This window comes from Lysobacter auxotrophicus, from assembly GCF_027924565.1.
In the GTDB taxonomy this organism is placed as follows: domain Bacteria; phylum Pseudomonadota; class Gammaproteobacteria; order Xanthomonadales; family Xanthomonadaceae; genus Lysobacter_J; species Lysobacter_J auxotrophicus.
Genome location: NZ_AP027041.1, coordinates 1,808,480 through 1,827,277, shown reverse-complemented (window position 1 = coordinate 1,827,277; position 18,798 = coordinate 1,808,480). Strand labels below are relative to the sequence as shown.

The following is an 18,798-nucleotide window of genomic DNA, read 5'->3' as shown; positions in this document are numbered from 1 at the left end:
CCTTCGCGCGTGCCGTGACGCGGCCTTTCCGCCGTGCGTGATAGACCGCGCCCATGGACACGAAGATCGGAAAGACGCGCTGGGCGATCGCCGAAGGCTACATTCCCGGCCGCAGCAACGGGCCCGCGCCGGAGCTGGAAAGCCACGAGGCGTGCTGCATCCTGAACACGACCGACGACGATGCGACCATCCGCATCCACGTCTATTACGAGGATCGCGAACCGGCCGGCCCGTACACGCTCACGGTGCCGGCGCGCCGCACCAAGCACCTGCGCTTCAACGAGCTCGACGATCCCGAGCCCATCCCGCGCGATACCCCGTACGCGAGCGTCATCGAGTCCGACGTGCCGGTGATCGTGCAGCACACGCGGTTGGATTCGCGTCAGGCCGAAAACGCTTTGATGAGCACCATCGCGTACAGCCAGGGTTGAGGCAGCGCGGCCGACGTATACGGAAGCGCCACGTCGGCGTGACTACGCTGCAGCGGACTGGACTGGAGGTTCGATGCGATGCGCCAATTCCTGCGTAACAACGGGCTGTCGCTGGTGCTGCTCGCGTGCCTGATCGTGCCGCTCGTGGGCCAGGTGCTCACCGGGCACAAGGTCTACAACGAGGAACTCGTGCGCGAAGGCGGCGCGCCGCTGTCGATGGCCGCGTACCTGCACAGCGGCCACCTGATGTCGTCCATCTTCGAGAACTGGGAAAGCGAGTTCCTGCAGATGGGCATGTACGTGCTGCTGACGGTCTCGCTGCGGCAGAAGGGTTCGGCGGAGTCGCGCCCGATGTCCGAGCCGGACGAGGACGAGCCGACGCTCGAACCCGGCCCGACGCCGTGGCCGGTGCGCGCCGGCGGGATCTGGCGCACGCTGTACGGGCACTCGCTGGCGATCGCGTTCGGCCTGCTGTTCGCGATGTCGTTCGTGCTGCACTGGTCGGGCAGCTGGCGGCGCGAACTGGTCGACCGTGCGTTGCGCGGCGAGGCGCCCATCACGATGCTCGATTACCTGACCGAGCCGGAGTTCTGGTTCGAGTCGTTCCAGAACTGGCAGTCGGAATTCCTCGCCGTGCTCGCGCTGGTCGTGCTGAGCATCTGGCTGCGCCAGGACGGCTCACCGCAGAGCAAGCCGGTGGAAGCGCCGCATTCGCAGACGGGGACGTGAGCTTGTGCCCTCTCCCGTCGGGAGACGCGTCGGTGTGAAGTGCCGGCAAGCGTGAGTGTCCCCGGGTGCGCTTCGCTTACCCGGGCTACAACTGCCTGGCCACGACCGCTCGGAATGTCCACCGTTTTGATAGCCCGGGTAAGGCGAAGCCGCACCCGGGGTGACGCGCAGGCAGCGGGACTACCCGGGTGCACTTCGCTTACCCGGGCTACAACAGCTACTGAGGCACGACCCTCCCCTGCATCCGCAAGGGAGGGCGCGATGCCGCATCACACCAGCGGCGGATCCTTTTCGCGCACCCAGTGGCGGTGCTGCGACATCGCGTCGATGAATGCCGCGATCGCCTCGTCGTCATCGTCCTTCCCGGCGATGATGCCCGGGTCTTCGGTGCCGTCGTCGAGCATCTTCGACGCGCCCGCGCCTTCCAGGAGCGTGCTCGATGCGCCCAGCGCGAGGATCGGCTTGCAGTGGCGGTACTGCTCCTTCACGAACTCCGCCGCGCGGCCGTCGACGGCCAGCGCCTTCACCGCGCGCTCGCCATCGGGCAGCACGAGCGCGTCGAACAGCACCGCCGGTTCGTTCTCCATCGAGGCGTCGGCCTGCATCGTCTCGCCTTCGGCGGTGATGAACGGACCGATGCGCGGGCCGACCAGGCGCGGCACCGCGCCGGCTTCGAACAGCGCCTGCTGCGCGGCCGCCAGCGATTCGCCGATCACGCCATCGCACACGATCAGCGCAATCTTGCGCGACCGGATGCTGCCGTCGCCCGGATGCGCGAGCAGCGACAACGCCGCCGACTGACGCACCTCCGGACGCGGCACGCGTGCGATCGCGCGCGGCGTCGGCTGGACCGGGCCCATGCCGAGCCCCGCGGCAACCGACGTCGCCAGTTCCTGCGACACGTTCATCAGGTTCGCCACCATGCGTTCGCGGATCGCAGGCACCGTGACCTTGCTCAGCTCGAACCGGAACGCGCCGATGATGTGCGCCTTTTCGGCCTCGCTCTGGCTGTCGTAGAACAGCGTGGCCTGGTTGTAGTGTTCGGCGAACTTCTCCGGCCGTCCGCGCAGTTCCTCGGCGCGCACCGGTTCGGGGAACGACACGAAGCCCGCCGAACCCGCCTGGAACGGACAACCGCCGGCCAGGCTGTTGGGTTCGTACGCGACGCGGCCTCGGTTGATCGCCTGGCGATGGAAACCGTCGCGCTGGTTGTTGTGCACCGGCGCGATCGGCGCGTTGATCGGGATCTCGTGGAAGTTCGGCCCGCCAAGACGCGTCAGCTGCGTGTCGACGTACGAATGGATGCGCCCGGCGAGCAGCGGATCGTTGGTGAAGTCGATGCCCGGCACCACGTGCGCCGTGCAGAACGCGACCTGTTCGGTCTCGGCGAAGAAGTTGTCCGGATTGCGGTTGAGCACCATGCGGCCGATCGGCTCCACCGGCACCAGTTCCTCCGGCACGATCTTGGTCGAATCGAGCACGTCGAAGCTGAACTTGTTCGCCTGCTCCTCGGTGAAGATCTGCACGCCGAGTTCGTACTCGGGGAACTCACCCGCCTCGATCGCTTCCCACAGGTCGCGACGATGGAAATCCGGATCGGCGCCGGAGATCTTCACCGCCTCGTCCCACTGCAGCGAATGCGTGCCTAGGCGCGGCGTCCAGTGGAACTTCACCAGCCGCGACTCGCCTTCCTCGTTGACGAAGCGGAAGGTATGCACGCCGAAGCCCTGCATCATGCGGTAACTGCGCGGGATCGCGCGGTCGCTCATTGCCCACAGCAGCATGTGCGTGGATTCGGGCATCAGCGACACGAAATCCCAGAAGGTGTCGTGCGCGGTCGCGGCCTGCGGCATCTGGTGGTGCGGCTCGGGCTTGACCGCATGGACCAGGTCGGGGAACTTCATCGCGTCCTGGATGAAGAACACCGGGATGTTGTTGCCCACCAGGTCCCAGTTGCCTTCATCGGTATAGAACTTCACCGCGAAGCCGCGCACATCGCGCGCGGTGTCCTTCGAACCGCGCTCGCCCTGCACGGTCGAAAAACGCACGAACACTGGCGTGATCTTGCCGTCTTCCTGGAACGGCGCCGCACGCGTGATGCCGCGCAGCGAGCGGTAGCACTCGAAGAATCCGTGCGCGCCGGAGCCGCGCGCATGCACGATGCGCTCCGGAATGCGCTCGTGGTCGAAGTGCGTGAGCTTCTCGCGCAGGATGAAATCCTTCAGCAGCGCCGGCCCGCGCAAACCGGCCTTGAGCGAATCCTGATTCTGCGAAACGGGCACGCCCTGGTTGGTCGTGAGGCGCTGTCCGCCGGAATCCACGCGCACGCGGTCCAGCGGCAGCACCGTGGGATTCGTACCGGGCTGCGCCTGCGTGCCCACTTTGTCGGAGGTCTGCGATTCGGTCAGCGTGCTCGCGCCCGCAAGCGGCGTCGGCGTGACGTGCGCGCCTTCCGGCGGCGCGAGGGCGTTGTCGCGGCCGTACTCGGCGGCCTTCGTCGGGTTGTGGTCGAACGTCGCGGCGAGCGCCTGTGCGTCCAGGCCCTGCTGCACGGCCGGATCGTCGGCGCCTTCGCCCGACATCTGCGCAGGACCGCTGTCGGTCGGTGCGCGGCGCGCGGATTTGGCGGCGGTGCTCTTCTTCGCGGCGGAGGACTTGCGTGCGGGCGTCTTGGATGCTGGCTTCTTGCGGCTGGCCATCGGGCGATCTCCTGAGAATGTGTCGAGCGGATGCGCGGGCAGGAAAACGCACGACGCGCCCTGACCTCCAGCAAGCTTGGCGTCACGCAGGTCGACGTTGCGTAACGCAAACGCCGCGGACGTTCACGTTGGCGAAGATGGCGTGGTGATGGCGAGTGCCGGCAGCAAGCGGGCTGGGCGATTCGGACGCCCCAGTTCTTCATCGCCGTACGCACTTTCTTCCCACTGCGGAATTGCCGCGCGTCGCGCGGCGCCTGCAAGCCGCGTCGGTGCGTTCCCGACCGGCTGGCACGCACCTTGCGTCACGCCTGTCGAGCATCACGCATCCACAGGGGACATCGCATGCACGAAGGGGACCTGCCGAAGGGCTGGCGCATCTATGCCGAACCGGCGACGGTCGATGGACGCTGCCGGCTGCGCCTGATCGCGCCCAACGGAATCAGCAGCACCTGGTGGGTGCGATCGAACATGACGTCCGGACAGGTCGTCTGCGCGCTGGCGCAGGACCAGAGCCGGGCCGGCATGCACCATCGCCCGCGAGGCGTGATCGACCGCCGCACCCAAGAGGTCGACGACGTCGCGCACCGCTGATCCGCGCGTCGGGACGCTGAACACAGGCTGGCAGGAAACCCGCGCGCGGCCGGTGCGCTCACGCCGGGGCGACAGAAGGCGCCGCAGATTCATGGCGCCATCACTACCCCGCCCCCCTGGATGCCCGACGACGCCGGCACGCGCGACATACGTCTTTTCGACAGCAACGGAAAGGTCGAGGCGATCGATCTGGATGCCGCGAACCTGGACAACCTGCAGGAGCACCAGCTCCTGTGGATCGACCTGGAAGGCGGCGGCGATCCGTCGACGGCGCAGGTGCTGCGCACGCTCGGCCTGCACGAGGACATCGTGGGCGCATTCTGCGACCGCAGCGCGATGCCGGAGCTGCGCGTGAACAACGGGACGTTCTTCGTCCGCGTGGTCGCGGTGCGCAACGATGGCGACCTGGCGTTCAACGGTTCGGTGCTGGCGATCCTGACCGGCCACAACTTCGTGATCACCGCGCACCAGGAGCCGATGGACTTCATCACGCAGCTGCGCGAGCGCGAGTCCGACGACTCCGGCCTCGGCATGCTCAGCGCCGACAGTTTCACCGCGTCGCTGCTCGACTGGCACCTCAACACCTACTTCGAGGCGGTGGCGGATTTCGAGAGCGCGGACGAGCGGCTGGAGACCGACATCCTCGATGATCGCCACGGCGAATGCCTGCACAGCCTGCGCGGCCTGCGGAAGGCGGCGTCGCGATTGCGCCGGATGCTGTCGGCGCATCGCGGCGTGTTCTCCGCGATCGCACGGCCGGACTTCCGCCCCGGTGCGGAGGGCGAAGTGAACCGCCATTTCCAGACCGTCGACACGCACTTCCAGCGCGCCATGGAAGCGGTCGAGAACGCGCGGGAGGTCGTGATCGGGTCGTTCGAACTTTTCAGCAACCAGACCGCGTTGCGCACGAATGCGATCATGCGCGTGCTGACGATCCTGACGGCGGTGATGGGCGGCCTCGCGGTCGTCGCCGGCGTGCTCGGCATGAACTTCCAGGCGCCGTTCTTCGATACCGGCCTGGCGGGATTCCTCATCGCCGTCGGCGCGATGCTCGGCATGGCGCTGGTGGGACTGTGGTGGGCGTGGCGACGCAAGTGGCTGTGACGGGCGGCGCCGGGCGAACGTCCCGTCGCCCGGCCCCTGCCCGCCAAACCGTCAGGGCGTGAGCACCACCTTGCGGCAGTTGTCCTGCTTCTTCTCGAAGAGCTCGTAACCCTTCGGCGCGTCCTCCAGCCGCATGCGATGGCTGATGATAACGTCCGGGTGCAGCTCGCCGTTTGAGATGTGCTCCAGCAGCTTCGGCATGAACTGCTGCACGTGCGTCTGGCCCATGCGGAACGCCAGGCCCTTGTCGAACGCATCGCCGAACAGGAACCCGTGGATGAAACCGGCGTACACGCCGGGCACGCTCACGACGCCGCCGCGGCGTGTGGCCGCGATGCACTGGCGCAGCGCCTTGCCGCTGGAACCTTCCAGTTTCAGCGTGGTCATCGCGGTTTCGAGCTTGCTGCCCTTGGCCTCGAAGCCCACCGCCTCGATCGACGCATCGACGCCGCGGTTGTCCATCAGCGACACGATGCGCTCGGCGGGATCCTCCTCCTCGTCGAAGTTGATCGTCTCCACGCCGTAGGTGTCGCGCGCGAATTCCAGCCGATACGGATGATGGTCGATCATGAAGATGCGTTCGACGCCGAGCAGGCGCGCGCTCGCGGCGGCCATCATGCCGACCGGGCCCGCGCCGAAGATCGCCAGCGACGAGCCCGGTCCAACCGCTGCGTTGATCACGGCCTGGTAACCCGTCGGCAGGATGTCGGACAGGAACAGCACCTGCTCGTCGCTGAGCGTGCTGTCGGGAATCACCAGCGGCCCGACGTTACCCTGCGGCACGCGCACGAACTCGGCCTGCCCGCCGGCATAACCGCCGTAAAGATGCGTGTAGCCGAACATGCCCGCACCGGAGCGCGCGTCCTTCTTGTTGAGGATGGCGCCGCGGTCGGGGTTGGTGTTCTCGCACGCGGCGAAGAGCGCGCGGCTGCAGAAGAAGCAGTCGCCGCACGAGATCGTGAACGGCACGACGACGCGATCGCCGCGCTTCACCCGCGTGACGCCCGGGCCGACATCCTCGACGATGCCCATGAATTCATGGCCGAGGATGTCGCCGTCCTTCATGCCCGGGACTTTGCCGCGATACAGATGCAGGTCCGATCCGCAGATCGCCGTGGCGGTGACGCGCAGCAGCACGTCGGTGTCCTCGATGATCGTCGGATCGGGCAAGTTCTCGATGCGCACGTCGTACGAGCCGTTCCAGGTCAGCGCTTTCATGAGCAAGCTCCTTGTCGTCGGGTTGGAATTACACCGCGCAAGACGCGTGCCACTCGCGCGACCGCACAGGCGGCCTCGACGGCAAGGCGCCGATGAAACGGCTTCGTCGCGCCAGAAACAACTTCATGTCGCACATCGAGACGGCGCGCAGCGTTACTGCGCGGTGCCGCCCATCTTCTTCTGCAGCGCCTGGCCGCGTTCCAGGTGCATCGCCACGTGTTCGCGCGAGTTGGTGAGGAACGTGCGGACGTTGGCGTCCTGCGCGGCCGGCAGCAGGCGGTTGTCGATGAGCGACAGCGCTTCCTGGTGGCCCTTCACCATCGCATCGACGTAGGCCTTCTCGTAGTCCTTGCCGGACTTCTGGTCGAGCGTGGACAACTCGCTGCGGCCCTTCTCTTCCAGCGCGGTCACTTCGGGGTTGCTTTCGCTGGCGCCGAGCTTCTGGCCGGCTTCGAGGTTCTTGGAGTGTTCGCGATGCAGCATGTTGGCGTAATCGGCGACATCGCCGGTCACCTTCTTGCCCTTGGCCTGTTCGGCGGCGGCGATCTCATGCTTGTCGACGGCGCCGACGAGCGCGACGGCCTGGCCTTGCGTCATCGCGCCGGTGGCCGAGGCGTTCGGCGACGCGGCGCTGCTCTGGTCGGTGGTCGCGGCGGTCGAGCCCGCCTGTGCGCTGGCATCGCCGGTGGTGCTGGCGTTGTTGCCCGGCTCGGCGCTGGTGTCGGCGGTCTGGTCGACGGCCGGGGTGGCGGACGTCGCCGGCGTACCCGGTGCGTTGTCGGCCGTGGCCTGGTCGTCGTTGCGATTGTTGCAGCCCGTCAGGGCCAGCATCGCAAGGGAGGTGGCGAGGGAAAGCTTCAATGCACGGTTCATGTCGGGATCCTTCGTGGGTGGTTGTCGTTGGAGCAAAGCGCGATCAATGCAGTCGCAGCAGGCCGTCGGTGCGCGGGAACAGACTCGCGCGTTCCCACGCGGCGCGCACGTCCGGCTCGACCTCTTCCCACGACAGGCCGGTGGCCTGTTCGTAGGATTTCCACAGCGCCGCGGCGGCGCGTTCGGCGGTGTCCCAGTCGGCGCCGTAGATCTCGCGTGCGCCTTCGCCGATGACGGACACCAGTTGGCTGTAGCTGATCATCCGAGTCGTCATGTCATCCTCCCGCGAACATTCGCGATGCAACGCGTTGCGTGCGCTGCCATGACCATGTCCCCGCAAGTGTCGTGCCACGGCGGTGAGGCGCCCTAACGGGCTCGACGGCGCATTCACGCGAAAAAGATTCCGCGTGCGCGCAGCAATTCGCGTCGGGTGCGCGGCCCCAACGAGTCGTTCAGTTCGTGCACGATCCATTCACCGCCGCGGCGGTATGCACGATGGATCGACGAATCGGATTCCAACGCATGCATGCTTCGCAACGCTTCGCCACGCTCGCGCTGATCGCCGCAACGCTCGCGATGACGGCGTGCGGCGATGGCCCGAACGGCCGCATCAACGGCGCCACCGATGCGCAGGGCAACGCCACCGAACGCGAGCCGACGACACCCGCGCCCGAGCAGCCGACGCCGGGCGGCGCGACGCCGTCCGCCTCGAATCCGGCGAGCGGCCCTGTGCTCGCGCTCGCGCAGAACGCCGACGGCGGCGCGTACCTGGTGAATTCGGCGAACTCCGCCGTGTATGCGCTGGAAGGCGACGTCAACGGCAACCGTTGCGACGACGCGTGCATCGAAGTCTGGCCGCCGCTGCTCACGACCGATGCGCGCAGCGGCGTCGGCGAAGGGCTGCGCGCGGAACTGCTCGGCACGGTCGGCCGCGCGGACGGCACCACGCAAGTGACCTACGATCGCAAGCCGCTGTATCGCTACAACGCCGACACCGGCGCGGGGCGTACCGGCGGCCATGGCGTGCGCGACAAGTGGGGCCACTGGACCCTGCTGGACGCGGGCGGCAAGGCGTTGCCCGATCCGGCGAAGGCCGACGCCGCGAAGCCGGCGACGTCGTAAGGCGCGCGACGACGGGCGACCATGGAGGCTGCCTTCGCGACCGCATTGATCGCCACGGGCCACGATGTCCCGGCGCGTTCCTCGTTGATGTGGGGCGCGCTCGCGCTCTACTGGTTGTGGACGATCGCCGGCTGCCTGGATTTCGCCTGCCATCGCGCGACCAACCTGCCCGCGACCTCGGGCATCGCCGAATCGCGATTGCATCTTGTGCAGCTCGCGTTGTGCGGTGGCGGCGCGGTGTTGTGGCTCGTGCTCGCGCCGACGGCCGGGCTCGCATTGCTGGTGGGCTTCATCGTCGTCGTGCACGCGTGGGCGGGCTATCGCGACACGCGCGCCGCGTTCCTGGCAGGCCGCACCATCTCCCCGATCGAACAGCACATCCACAGCGTGCTGGACGTCGCCCCGTGGATCGCCCTCGCCGCGACGGCGTGGCTCGCCTGGCGCGCGCCGCAGACGCAGTGGGGGCTCACTCTTCGCGAAACACAACTGTCGATCGGGATCTGGGCGGCCGTGCTGTTGCCTGCGCTGGTGCTGTGCGTTGCGCCGGCGCTGATGGAATTCCGCGACGCGCTGCGCGTGGCGAACCGGAGGCGGAACGTTGGCGCAGATGCCTGAACAACAGATGCGCGCCGGCCAAACCCACCGCGAAGGCCGCGTAGGCCGACACCATGCCGCCGGCGGACAGATGGCGGTCGAATCCAGGCGTCAGGCGTCGCGGCACGACGTGATAGTCGACAACGTACGCGGTGACGGCGGTAGCAGCGGCGAGCCCGGCAACGGCCTCGGGCCGCTTGCGGTGCGCGCAGGCTTCGAACATGCCGGCCCACCACAGCGAACTGGCGTGGTGGATCGCGTAGCCGAGCGCGGTGTGCCGCATGTCGGTGCCGTGGCGATGCATCGCCGCCTCGCCCCACGCCCAGTGGCTGGTCGCGTTGACGCCGCTCGCCGCGCGCCCGGTTCGTGCGCGCGAATGCAGCGCAACAGCGAGGGTTGACGCGATGCTCGCGAACGATCCCGACACCAGCGTGCGGATCGACCAGCGCGCGACGCGCCGCGTCAACGCGCTGGCATCGCCCTCGCCTGCCGGGAGCACGTCGTGCGCGTGCTGATGACCGGTGCGACGGGGCTGATCGGAAGCGCGGTGGTGCGGCGATTGTCGGACGCGGGGCATGAACTCGTGCTCGTCGTTCGGGAGGTGGACGCGGCGAAGGCGCGCTGGCCGCACGCGCACGTCGTGCCGGGCGGCTTCGGTGGCGACACGCCGCCCTGGCCGGATTACCTGCGCGGTGTCGACGTGGTGATCAACGCCGTCGGGATCTTCACCGAGCAAGCAGGCCAGAGCTTCGATGCAGTGCACGTGAAGGGCCCGGTCGCGCTGTTCCGTGCGGCGATCGAGGCGCGCGTGCGCCGGGTGATCCAGATCTCCGCGCTGGGCGCGAGCCCGTATCGCGACGAGGCCTACCTGTCCACGAAAGGACGCGCCGATGCCGAACTCACCGCGATGCCGATCGAAAGCACCATCGTGCGTCCGTCGCTGGTGTTCTCCGCCGAGGGGCCGAGCACGCAGTGGTTCGCCGCGCTTGCCGCGCTGCCGCTGACGCCGCTTCCCGGCGGCGGCGGCCAGCACATCCAGCCGGTGCACATCGACGACGTCGCCGATGCGATCGCGCGCCTGGTCGTCGCGCGCGAGGTGCCGGGCGAGCTGATCCTCGTCGGGCCGCATGCGCTCACGCTTCGTCGCTATCTTGCCGCGCTGAAGCACGGGATCGGGGCCGGCGGCGGTTTCGTGTCGATCCCGTCCGGGATGCTTCGCGGGATGTCGGCGCTGTTCGGCCGTTTCAGTCCGTGGCTGTCGGGCGAGACGATGCGCATGCTCGATGCGGGCTCGACCGCCGCGCCGGCGCCGCTGACGAACCTGCTCGGACGAGAGCCGCGCGAGGTCGAGACCTTCGTCGACGACGGAAATCGCGCCGGGCTGCGGCTGGCGGCGATGCTGCAATGGCTGCGGCCGCTGCTGCGATGGTCGATCGCGCTGATGTGGCTGGTCACCGCGTACGTGTCGGCCCTCGTGTATCCGGTGCGCGACAGCCTCGCGCTGCTCGCGCGTACCGGCCTGCACGGTGTTGTCGCCGACATCGCGCTGTACGGCGCGGCGGCGGCCGATGCCCTGCTCGGCGTGATGCTCTTCGCGCCGCGCTGGCGGCGACTGTCGTATTCGTTGCAGCTGCTGCTGATCGCCGGCTACACCGTGATCATCACGATCTTCCTGCCCGAATACTGGGCGCATCCCTACGGGCCGATCCTGAAGAACCTGCCGCTGCTGGCGGCGATCGCGACGGCCCGCGAACTGGACGCACCGCATGGACGTCATCGTCGTTAAGTACCTGCACGTGCTCTCCTCGACGTTCCTGTTCGGAACCGGCGTGGGCACGGCGTTCTACCTGCTGGTCGCCAGCCGCGCGCGCGATGTGCATGTCGTCGCGGCGATCTCGCGCTACGTGGTCGTCGCCGACTGGATCTTCACCGCCACGACCATCGTCTTCCAGCCGCTGAGCGGGCTGTACCTTGCCCACAAGCTCGGCTATCCGCTGACGTCGTTCTGGCTGTACTGGTCCATCGTGCTGTTCGTGATCGCCGCGCTGTGCTGGTTGCCGGTGGTATGGCTGCAGATGCGCCTGCGCGACATGGCAGTCGAAGCCGCCGCGAAGAACGAACCGCTGCCGCTGCGCTACGACGGCTATCTCGGCGCGTGGGCGGCGCTGGGCGTGCCCGCGCTGATCAGCTTCCTGGCGATCTTCTACCTGATGGTCGCGCGCCCGGCCTGAGTCGCGGGCGGAAAGAACTTCCTGCGGGCTGAACTTCGCGCGCGCAATGCGATGCGCCGCGCCGCGAAGAGCCCGCTTGGCGCTGGCACGGGCCTTGCGTCGCTCAGTCCAGGGACCCGCGCAGGGCGTGTCCCGAATCCGATGATCCGACCGAACCGCATCCATTCGACCAACGCCGCGCTCCGTCGCAATCGCGCCCAGCGCGGGCGCATCGCGTCGCGGCTCGCGCGCAGCAGCGCGGCGCGCGCGATGGCCGGCGCGCATCGGCGCAGCGACACGGACGCGCTGGCGATCGTGTGCTCGCCGGCCGCCGTCCATCGCGGCTATCGCATCACCATCGTGCTCGACCGCCTCGACGTGCGCGAGCACTGGAGCGGCAAGGCGCTGATCGCATCGAGCACGTCGCCAGCGCGCTGGCTCGCCTGCCTGGACGCGCACAATCTGTCGCGACGCCACGGCGGTTTGCGGGCGCGGGCCGCGATGCTGCGTCGCGCGATGCGGAAGATCGACGAGGTCGAGGCCGCATCGCACGGCGTGTGGCCGGCCGTCGCGGATCCGGCATGACCGTCCTTTCACATCGCCTTGAATGCGGCGCGCGTTCGCCGCTGCTTCACCGTGCATCGCCGAGCATGCGGGCTCATCCGACGACACGCAGGAATCTTCGCGAATGAGCACCGCACGCACCATTCCGGTCTGGATGTCCATCAACACGCCGCCGGGCGGCTGGTCGGACCTGCCGTCCGCCAAGGCGCTCGATGTCGCCGTCGTCGGTGCGGGCATCGCGGGACTCACGACCGCACTGGCGCTGCTGCGCGAAGGCCGGCAGGTGACGGTGATCGAACGCGAAGGCGTCGGCGCGGGCGAAACGCTGCGCACCTCGGCGCATCTGTCGAATGCGCTTGACGACCGCTACTACACCCTCGCCCGCCAGCACGGCGAGGACGGCGCGAAACTCGCCGCCGCAAGCCACGCCGCCGCGATCGACTTCATCGAATCGCTGTGCCGCGACAGCGTCGACGGCTGCGGCTTCCAGCGCATCCCGGGCTATCTGTTCGGGCATGACGGCGACGTCTCGCAACTGGAGAAGGAGGCCGAAGCCGCCAACGCGGCGGGCGTCCGCGCAAGGCTGATCGGCGCGGGCGACGAAGCGCCGGCGGTGCTCGGCCCGCTGCTTCGCTTCGAGCAGCAGGCGCGCATCGACATCGGCGCGTACATGCGCCATCTCGCGCAGGAAGTCCGCGATGCCGGCGGGCGCTTCGTGCGTGCGGAAGTGACGAACATCGAAGGCGGATCGACCTGCCGCATCGTGTTCCGGGACGGCTCGACGATCTCCGCGCAGACCGTGGTCGCCGCCACCAACGTTCCGATCCACGAAACCAACGCCACGTACATGAAGCAGGCGCCGTACCGCAGCTATGTCGTCGCGGGCGAAGCGCCGTCGAACCTCGCCGACGCGCTGTACTGGGACACGGCCGACGCCTACCACTACGTCCGCCTGTTCCGCGATGGCGACGGCAAGGACTGGATCATCGTCGGTGGCGAGGACCACAAGACCGGTCAGGACGACGATCCGACCGCCTACGTCCGCCTGCAGGAGTGGACGCGCGAACGCTTCCCCGACGCGGGTCCGTTCACGCATGCGTGGTCCGGGCAGATCATCGAACCCGTCGACGGCATGGCCTTCATCGGCGCCGACCCGGACAACGACAACGTGTTCCTGATCACCGGCGATTCCGGCAACGGACTGACGCACGGCACGCTCGGCGCGCTGCTGGTGTGCGACCTGGTGCAGGGCCGCGACAACCCGTGGACGCAGCTCTACGACCCCGCGCGCAAGCCCGTGCGCGCCGCCGGCGAATGGATACGCGAGAACGCGAACGCGGCGTTCCAGTTCCGCGACTGGCTGAAGCCGTCGGCGATTGGCGACGCCGACGACATTCCGCTCGGCGGCGGGGCGGTGCTGCGTCGCGGCGTGCATCGCGTGGCGGTGTACCGCAGCGGCGACGGCGAACTGCACGCGTTCAACGCGCGATGCCCGCACATGGGCTGCGTCGTGCGCTGGAGCGGCGAGGAGAAATCCTGGGACTGCCCGTGCCACGGCTCGCGCTTCGAAGGCGCTACCGGCGCCATTCTCAACGGGCCCACCAGCGAGCCGCTCGCGCCGATGGAGTGGAAGGAGTAATCGCACGCGGCTTCACCTGCGCCGCGGTGCATCGTGATGTTTTGACGACGAAACTGAATTCGTGCGTGCGCATGTCGAATGCGACGCGACGCACGAATCTACGGCGCACCGCGTGATTCTTCACGCAATGTGGTTGCCGCGGTTCCTATAACGGACGACGTTTTCAACACGACAGGAATCCGCGTCATGGCACGTACGTCCAACTTCGACCAGGCCCAGGTCCGCGAACTGCTGCTGCAGGCGCTGGAAACCGAGCGCGGCGGCATCCAGGTCTACACCGCGGCGATCAAGGCGGCGCAGAACCCGGACCTGCGAAAGGAATTCCAGGAATACCTGGAAGAAACCACCACGCACGAGGAAATCCTCACGCGGGTGTTCCAGCAGCTGGGGATGGATACCGAGGAACAGAGCCCGGGCCGCGCGGTCGTCGCGCATCTGGGGCAGTCGCTGGTCGCGGCGATCGAGATGGCGATGCAGAACGCCGATCCGGCCGCGGCGGAACTCGTCGCCGCCGAATGCGTGGTGCTGGCCGAAACCAAGGATCACTCGAACTGGGAGCTGATCGGCCAGATCGCGCTGAAGACCAAGGCGGACTTCGCCGACGTGCTGAAGCAGGCGTACCAGTCGGTGGAGAAGGACGAAGACCACCACCTCTATCACACCAAGGGCTGGGCGCGGGAATTGTGGATCCAGTCCCTCGGCCTGCCGGCCGTGCTGCCGCCGCCGGAAGAGGTCAAGCAGGTCGAAACCGCGATCGGCGCATCGCGTGCGGAACAGTCGCGCGAGGAGATGCTCAAGCGCCATTGAGAAGCCGGGAACAAGTGGTCGGGGAACGAGAACCGGTGACGGGACTCCACTCGCCGCTCGTTCCTTGCCGCGCGTTGCGGCGCTTACGATCCCAGCCCGTGCTCGCGCGCGTACGCGTAGAACTCGAGGTCGCTTTTCACCCCGAGCTTGCGCATCGCCTCGACCTTCTGGCTGCTCACCGTCTTGACGCTGCGGTTGAGCTGACGGGCGATCTCCGACACCGTGTGGCCGAGCGCGAACAGGCGCATCACCTCGGCCTCGCGCTTGGACAGCGTGGTCGTGGAGTTGGGGCTCTCGCCCTGCGCCGATTCGATCTGCTTGCGCACCGATGCGCTGAGGTAACTGCGGCCGGCCGTGGCGGCGGTCACCGCGGTCGGCAGTTCCTTCATGGCGTCCGACTTGCTGACCACGCCGCGCACGTTCGCCAGTCGCGCGATGTTGTTGAGCACGCCGGGATTGGCCAGCTGGGTGAGCACCACGATGTTGAGGTCCGGCCAGCGCCGTCCGAGCAACTGCAGCAGGCTTAGGCCGTCGGCGGCCTGTTCGCCGGGCATGTTGAAGTCGGTGACCACCAGCTGGCAGGCCGTGCTGTCCAGCACGCGGAGCAGCTCATCCGGCGAGGTCGCCTCGGCGACGACGCGAAAACCCGGGCTCTGCTCCAGCAGCGCACGCACGCCGCTGGAGACGATCGGGTGGTCATCGGCGAGAACGATATGGAAAACCAAGCGGGCTCCTCAGCTTCACTCGCAACGCGGCTTCACTCGGAGAACGCGCCGCCAGGCAGCGGTCCCGATCCTGGCCGCTGCCGGCCTCGCACTGGCCGGAGTATATACCCGCCCGTTCAGGCAACGTGATCTCCGCCCTCACCATTCAGGCTAGACTGTTTCCATGCGTGCCATCGCGTTCCGCCTGCTGCTCTGCCTGATGCTCGTCCTCAACGGGACGGGCTATGCGGTGGCCGCGACGCAGATGAACGTGGCGCACGTGGCGATGGCGCTGGCCGCCCAAGAGGCGGCGAACAACCCGCCGTGCCATGAGGAAGCGCCCGCGCAGGACGCTGCGAAAACAGCGCATTCGCATGCCGGGCTCGCGGCGGATCCGTCCAACCCCGCCGCGCCTTCGTGCTGCCAGTCCTCGCATTGCAACTGCGATTGCCTCCAGCACGCGACCGCCGCGATGTCCGTCCTCGCGGTCGCTACCCCCGTGCCGCCGGACGCCGACATCGCCCAACCCGGCGTTGTGAGTCCCATCGCGCCGGCACTGCCGAACCTGCTCCGACCTCCCATCGCCTGACTCCGGGCGCGCAACCGCGCGCCGATCTCCACGCGTGCGCACCTGGCCGCCATGACGGCCAGCGCGCCGCATCGACGATGATCTGCACGGAGCAGTCCATGACATCCGATGTTTTCCGGCGTCGCGCGGCATCGCCGTCGCGCCGTCGTTTCGTCACCGGCCTGGCGGCCGGCGGCGTCGCCACGGGCGCGGGCCTGTGGCACCTGCCCGGTTCGGCGGCCCTCGCCTCGCCGGCGCATTCCGCCAACGTCCTCACCGGCACGCAGTTCGACCTTTCGATCGACGCCGCGCCGGTCAACTTCACCGGGCGCACGCGTCCGGCGGTCACCGTCAACGGGTCGCTGCCCGCGCCGATCCTGCGCTGGCGCGAGGGCGATACCGTCACGCTGCGCGTCGCGAACCGCCTGCCCGTACAGAGTTCCGTGCATTGGCACGGCCTCGTGCTGCCGGCCAACATGGACGGCGTGCCGGGCCTGAGCTTCGACGGCATCGGTCCCGGCGAGACGTTCACCTACCGCTTCGACATCCGCCAGTCCGGCACGTACTGGTATCACAGCCATTCGCTGTTCCAGGAACAGGCCGGCCTGTACGGCGCGATCGTGATCGATCCGCGCGAGCCGGCGCCGTACGCGTTCGATCGGGAGCACGTGGTCCTGCTGTCCGACTGGACCGACCTGGAACCGGCCGCGTTGTTCCGGCGCATGAAGAAGATGGCCGGCTACGACAACTTCCATAAGCGCACGGTCGGCGATTTCTTCGACGACGTCTCGCGCGACGGGCTGTCGGCGACGCTGCGCGATCGCGGCCAGTGGGGGCGCATGCGCATGACGCCCACCGACCTGTCCGACATCAACGCCAACACCTACACCTACCTGCTCAACGGCACCGCGCCGTCGGGCAACTGGACCGGCCTGTTCCGCAGCGGCGAGAAGGTCCTGCTGCGCTTCGTCAACGGCTCGGCGATGACCTATTTCGACGTGCGCATTCCGGGCCTGAAGATGACGGTGGTCGCCGCCGACGGCCAGTACATCCATCCGGTCACCGTCGACGAATTCCGCATCGCGGTGGCGGAAACCTTCGACGTGATCGTCGAGCCGTCCGGCCAGGACGCGTACGCGATCTTCGCGCAGGACATGGGCCGCACCGGCTACGCGCGCGGCACGCTCGCGGTGCGGCACGGGCTCGAAGCGCCGCTGCCGGCCCAGGACCCACGGCCGATCCTGACGATGGACGACATGGGCCACGGCGGCATGGATCACGCCGGCATGAAGCATGGCGCGAAAGGCATGGAAGGCGGTTGCGGCGCGAACATGGGCATGAAGGGGATGGAAGGCGGCTGCGGCGCGAACATGGGCACGAAAAGCCCGGGCCACGACATGGCCGGCATGGACCATGGCGGCGGGATGCAGTCGCATCCGGCGAGCGAGAACGGCAATCCGCTGATCGACATGCAGACGATGTCGCCGGCGCCCAGGCTCGACGACCCCGGCATCGGCCTGCGCGACAACGGGCGCACCGTGCTCACCTACGGCGCGATGCGCAGCCTGTTCGAGGATCCCGACGGCCGCGAGCCTTCGCGCACCGTCGAACTGCACCTCACCGGGCACATGGAGAAGTTCGCCTGGTCGTTCGACGGCCTCAAGTTCATGGACGCCGAACCGTTGCGGCTGAATTACGGCGAGCGCATGCGCATCGTGCTGGTCAACGACACGATGATGACGCACCCGATCCACCTGCACGGCATGTGGAGCGACGTCGAGAACGAGGCCGGCGAGTTCCACCTGCGCAAGCACACCGTCGACATGCCGCCGGGAACGAAGCGCAGCTATCGCGTGCGCGCCGATGCGCTCGGCCGCTGGGCGTACCACTGCCACCTGCTCTACCACATGGAAGCCGGGATGATGCGCGAAGTGCGCGTGGAGGAGCGCGCATGAGGTCGCTTCGCACGAACGCATCGCGCACGCTGCTCGCCGCTGCGTTGTCGCTTGCGCTGGCACCCGCATGGGCGCAGGACCCTGCGCATCACCACGCACCGCCGCAGCCGCAGCCGTCTTCCGCGCACGATCACGCGTTGATGGATCACGGCACGCACCAGGGCGCCGTCGACCACGCCGCGATGGGACACGGGACGCCCTCGCAGGCGACGCCACGCGAGCCCATCCCGGCGATCACCGATGCCGATCGCGCGGCCGCGTTCCCGCAGCTCGAACACGGCATGCACCACGCGCCGGAGCGCAACAGCTTCGTGCTGTTCGATCGCCTGGAAGCGATCGATCTGGACGACGGCCGGGGCGAAGCGTGGGAAGCGCAGGCCTGGTTCGGTTCGGACATCCATCGGCTGTGGCTTCGAAGCGAAGGCGAGCGCGAGCACGGACACACCGAATCGGCGGACCTCGAACTGCTCTACGGCCGCAGCGTCACGCCGTGGTGGGACGTGGTCGCCGGCGTGAAGCACGACTTCAAGCCAGGCCGTTCGCGCGACTGGGCCGCGTTCGGCGTGCAGGGCCTTGCGCCGTACAAGTTCGAGGTGAGCGCGACGGCGTACATCGGCGAAGGCGGCGCGACGGCGGCAACGGTCGAGGCCGAGTACGAAGTGCTGCTGACGAACCGGCTGATCCTGCAACCGCGCGTGGAAGTGGAGGCGTTCGGCAAGGACGATCCCGGGCGAGGCGTCGGCTCCGGCCTGTCGACGGTCGAAACCGGCCTGCGATTGCGCTACGAGGTCACGCGGCGATTCGCGCCTTACGTGGGCGTCGCGTGGGAGCGCGCGTACGGCGGCACGGCAGACCTGCGCCGCGACGAAGGCGAAGCCGTCGAGGACACGCGCCTCGTCGCCGGCGTGCGGCTCTGGTTCTGATCGCCATGCGCGCCATGACGCACCGCCGTCCCGCCCTGCCCCGCACCCGGTGCGGCAGGCGGCGGTG

20 protein-coding genes are annotated in these 18,798 nt (G+C 68.2%); 15 read left to right on the top strand and 5 right to left on the bottom strand.

The window, feature by feature from the left end:
* The first annotated feature begins 53 nt into the window (after nucleotides 1–53).
* Nucleotides 54–431, top strand: a complete 378-nt coding sequence (locus LA521A_RS08145) for a sensory rhodopsin transducer (protein ID WP_281781792.1) — start codon at nucleotides 54–56, stop codon at nucleotides 429–431.
* A 78-nt stretch (nucleotides 432–509) separates the two neighbouring features.
* On the top strand, nucleotides 510–1,160 hold the full coding sequence (locus tag LA521A_RS08140) for a DUF6766 family protein (protein ID WP_281781791.1): 651 nt from the start codon (nucleotides 510–512) through the stop codon (nucleotides 1,158–1,160).
* A 269-nt stretch (nucleotides 1,161–1,429) separates the two neighbouring features.
* Here the strand turns inward: LA521A_RS08140 and LA521A_RS08135 are convergent, their stop codons facing one another.
* Complete coding sequence (locus LA521A_RS08135) at nucleotides 1,430–3,859, bottom strand: catalase (protein ID WP_281781790.1); 2,430 nt, start codon at nucleotides 3,857–3,859, stop codon at nucleotides 1,430–1,432.
* 342 nt (nucleotides 3,860–4,201) lie between these two features.
* On the opposite strand from LA521A_RS08135, the gene LA521A_RS08130 reads away from it, so the two are divergent.
* Together LA521A_RS08130 and LA521A_RS08125 are read left to right on the top strand one after the other, a co-directional pair.
* The gene (locus LA521A_RS08130; protein ID WP_281781789.1) at nucleotides 4,202–4,450 is read left to right on the top strand and encodes a hypothetical protein; all 249 of its coding nucleotides are present in this window, start codon (nucleotides 4,202–4,204) and stop codon (nucleotides 4,448–4,450) included.
* Between the two features lie 120 nt (nucleotides 4,451–4,570).
* Nucleotides 4,571–5,554, top strand: coding sequence for a magnesium transporter CorA family protein (locus LA521A_RS08125; protein WP_281781788.1), 984 nt, complete (start codon nucleotides 4,571–4,573; stop codon nucleotides 5,552–5,554).
* Nucleotides 5,555–5,605: 51 nt separating this feature from the next.
* Here the strand turns inward: LA521A_RS08125 and LA521A_RS08120 are convergent, their stop codons facing one another.
* The 3 genes from LA521A_RS08120 to LA521A_RS08110 all read right to left on the bottom strand — a co-directional run bounded on the left by LA521A_RS08120 (nucleotide 5,606) and on the right by LA521A_RS08110 (nucleotide 7,919).
* Nucleotides 5,606–6,772 (bottom strand): zinc-dependent alcohol dehydrogenase, encoded by a 1,167-nt coding sequence (locus LA521A_RS08120; RefSeq protein WP_281781787.1) that lies wholly within the window; start codon nucleotides 6,770–6,772, stop codon nucleotides 5,606–5,608.
* A 153-nt stretch (nucleotides 6,773–6,925) separates the two neighbouring features.
* Nucleotides 6,926–7,645 (bottom strand): DUF4142 domain-containing protein, encoded by a 720-nt coding sequence (locus tag LA521A_RS08115; protein WP_281781786.1) that lies wholly within the window; start codon nucleotides 7,643–7,645, stop codon nucleotides 6,926–6,928.
* Nucleotides 7,646–7,688: 43 nt separating this feature from the next.
* Nucleotides 7,689–7,919 carry a hypothetical protein gene (locus tag LA521A_RS08110; protein ID WP_281781785.1) on the bottom strand — a complete coding sequence of 77 codons (231 nt, stop codon included), beginning with the start codon at nucleotides 7,917–7,919 and terminating at the stop codon, nucleotides 7,689–7,691.
* 248 nt (nucleotides 7,920–8,167) lie between these two features.
* On the opposite strand from LA521A_RS08110, the gene LA521A_RS08105 reads away from it, so the two are divergent.
* The 8 genes from LA521A_RS08105 to LA521A_RS08070 all read left to right on the top strand — a co-directional run bounded on the left by LA521A_RS08105 (nucleotide 8,168) and on the right by LA521A_RS08070 (nucleotide 14,581).
* Complete coding sequence (locus tag LA521A_RS08105) at nucleotides 8,168–8,767, top strand: COG4315 family predicted lipoprotein (protein WP_281781784.1); 600 nt, start codon at nucleotides 8,168–8,170, stop codon at nucleotides 8,765–8,767.
* Between the two features lie 21 nt (nucleotides 8,768–8,788).
* A complete protein-coding gene (locus LA521A_RS08100; RefSeq protein ID WP_281781783.1) occupies nucleotides 8,789–9,382 on the top strand; it encodes a hypothetical protein in 594 nt (197 codons plus the stop codon).
* A gap of 260 nt (nucleotides 9,383–9,642) precedes the next feature.
* A complete protein-coding gene (locus LA521A_RS08095; protein WP_281781782.1) occupies nucleotides 9,643–9,876 on the top strand; it encodes a hypothetical protein in 234 nt (77 codons plus the stop codon).
* A complete protein-coding gene (locus LA521A_RS08090) occupies nucleotides 9,864–11,147 on the top strand; it encodes an SDR family oxidoreductase (protein ID WP_281781781.1) in 1,284 nt (427 codons plus the stop codon). The genes LA521A_RS08095 and LA521A_RS08090 overlap by 13 nt, the downstream gene beginning before the upstream one ends.
* Entirely contained in the window at nucleotides 11,128–11,592 is a 465-nt protein-coding gene (locus LA521A_RS08085; RefSeq protein WP_281781780.1) for a DUF2269 family protein, read from the top strand. The genes LA521A_RS08090 and LA521A_RS08085 overlap by 20 nt, the downstream gene beginning before the upstream one ends.
* A 141-nt stretch (nucleotides 11,593–11,733) precedes the next feature.
* Nucleotides 11,734–12,156 carry a hypothetical protein gene (locus tag LA521A_RS08080; RefSeq protein ID WP_281781779.1) on the top strand — a complete coding sequence of 141 codons (423 nt, stop codon included), beginning with the start codon at nucleotides 11,734–11,736 and terminating at the stop codon, nucleotides 12,154–12,156.
* Between the two features lie 103 nt (nucleotides 12,157–12,259).
* Nucleotides 12,260–13,774: an FAD-dependent oxidoreductase gene (locus tag LA521A_RS08075; protein ID WP_281781778.1), complete on the top strand. Its 1,515-nt coding sequence runs from the start codon at nucleotides 12,260–12,262 to the stop codon at nucleotides 13,772–13,774.
* Nucleotides 13,775–13,960: 186 nt separating this feature from the next.
* Nucleotides 13,961–14,581 carry a DUF892 family protein gene (locus LA521A_RS08070; protein WP_281781777.1) on the top strand — a complete coding sequence of 207 codons (621 nt, stop codon included), beginning with the start codon at nucleotides 13,961–13,963 and terminating at the stop codon, nucleotides 14,579–14,581.
* Nucleotides 14,582–14,664: 83 nt separating this feature from the next.
* Here LA521A_RS08070 and LA521A_RS08065 read toward each other — a convergent pair whose 3' ends face one another.
* The gene (locus tag LA521A_RS08065; RefSeq protein WP_281781776.1) at nucleotides 14,665–15,306 is read right to left on the bottom strand and encodes a response regulator; all 642 of its coding nucleotides are present in this window, start codon (nucleotides 15,304–15,306) and stop codon (nucleotides 14,665–14,667) included.
* 163 nt (nucleotides 15,307–15,469) lie between these two features.
* Here LA521A_RS08065 and LA521A_RS08060 point away from each other — a divergent pair, with 163 nt between their 5' ends.
* The 3 genes from LA521A_RS08060 to LA521A_RS08050 all read left to right on the top strand — a co-directional run bounded on the left by LA521A_RS08060 (nucleotide 15,470) and on the right by LA521A_RS08050 (nucleotide 18,731).
* Nucleotides 15,470–15,874, top strand: a complete 405-nt coding sequence (locus tag LA521A_RS08060) for a CopL family metal-binding regulatory protein (protein WP_281781775.1) — start codon at nucleotides 15,470–15,472, stop codon at nucleotides 15,872–15,874.
* A 98-nt stretch (nucleotides 15,875–15,972) separates the two neighbouring features.
* A complete protein-coding gene (locus LA521A_RS08055; protein ID WP_281781774.1) occupies nucleotides 15,973–17,808 on the top strand; it encodes a copper resistance system multicopper oxidase in 1,836 nt (611 codons plus the stop codon).
* Nucleotides 17,805–18,731 carry a copper resistance protein B gene (locus LA521A_RS08050; RefSeq protein WP_281781773.1) on the top strand — a complete coding sequence of 309 codons (927 nt, stop codon included), beginning with the start codon at nucleotides 17,805–17,807 and terminating at the stop codon, nucleotides 18,729–18,731. The genes LA521A_RS08055 and LA521A_RS08050 overlap by 4 nt, the downstream gene beginning before the upstream one ends.
* The last annotated feature ends 67 nt before the right edge of the window (nucleotides 18,732–18,798 follow it).

Excerpts from the sequence above, each read along its gene's own strand:
- LA521A_RS08145 (WP_281781792.1), top strand. The coding sequence starts at position 54 with ATGGACACGAAGATCGGAAAGACGCGCTGGGCGATCGCCGAAGGCTAC.
- LA521A_RS08140 (WP_281781791.1), top strand. The coding sequence starts at position 510 with ATGCGCCAATTCCTGCGTAACAACGGGCTGTCGCTGGTGCTGCTCGCG.
- LA521A_RS08135 (WP_281781790.1), bottom strand. The coding sequence starts at position 3,859 with ATGGCCAGCCGCAAGAAGCCAGCATCCAAGACGCCCGCACGCAAGTCC.
- LA521A_RS08130 (WP_281781789.1), top strand. The coding sequence starts at position 4,202 with ATGCACGAAGGGGACCTGCCGAAGGGCTGGCGCATCTATGCCGAACCG.
- LA521A_RS08125 (WP_281781788.1), top strand. The coding sequence starts at position 4,571 with ATGCCCGACGACGCCGGCACGCGCGACATACGTCTTTTCGACAGCAAC.
- LA521A_RS08120 (WP_281781787.1), bottom strand. The coding sequence starts at position 6,772 with ATGAAAGCGCTGACCTGGAACGGCTCGTACGACGTGCGCATCGAGAAC.
- LA521A_RS08115 (WP_281781786.1), bottom strand. The coding sequence starts at position 7,645 with ATGAACCGTGCATTGAAGCTTTCCCTCGCCACCTCCCTTGCGATGCTG.
- LA521A_RS08110 (WP_281781785.1), bottom strand. The coding sequence starts at position 7,919 with ATGACGACTCGGATGATCAGCTACAGCCAACTGGTGTCCGTCATCGGC.
- LA521A_RS08105 (WP_281781784.1), top strand. The coding sequence starts at position 8,168 with ATGCATGCTTCGCAACGCTTCGCCACGCTCGCGCTGATCGCCGCAACG.
- LA521A_RS08100 (WP_281781783.1), top strand. The coding sequence starts at position 8,789 with ATGGAGGCTGCCTTCGCGACCGCATTGATCGCCACGGGCCACGATGTC.
- LA521A_RS08095 (WP_281781782.1), top strand. The coding sequence starts at position 9,643 with ATGTCGGTGCCGTGGCGATGCATCGCCGCCTCGCCCCACGCCCAGTGG.
- LA521A_RS08085 (WP_281781780.1), top strand. The coding sequence starts at position 11,128 with ATGGACGTCATCGTCGTTAAGTACCTGCACGTGCTCTCCTCGACGTTC.
- LA521A_RS08080 (WP_281781779.1), top strand. The coding sequence starts at position 11,734 with ATGATCCGACCGAACCGCATCCATTCGACCAACGCCGCGCTCCGTCGC.
- LA521A_RS08075 (WP_281781778.1), top strand. The coding sequence starts at position 12,260 with ATGAGCACCGCACGCACCATTCCGGTCTGGATGTCCATCAACACGCCG.
- LA521A_RS08070 (WP_281781777.1), top strand. The coding sequence starts at position 13,961 with ATGGCACGTACGTCCAACTTCGACCAGGCCCAGGTCCGCGAACTGCTG.
- LA521A_RS08060 (WP_281781775.1), top strand. The coding sequence starts at position 15,470 with ATGCGTGCCATCGCGTTCCGCCTGCTGCTCTGCCTGATGCTCGTCCTC.
- LA521A_RS08055 (WP_281781774.1), top strand. The coding sequence starts at position 15,973 with ATGACATCCGATGTTTTCCGGCGTCGCGCGGCATCGCCGTCGCGCCGT.
- LA521A_RS08050 (WP_281781773.1), top strand. The coding sequence starts at position 17,805 with ATGAGGTCGCTTCGCACGAACGCATCGCGCACGCTGCTCGCCGCTGCG.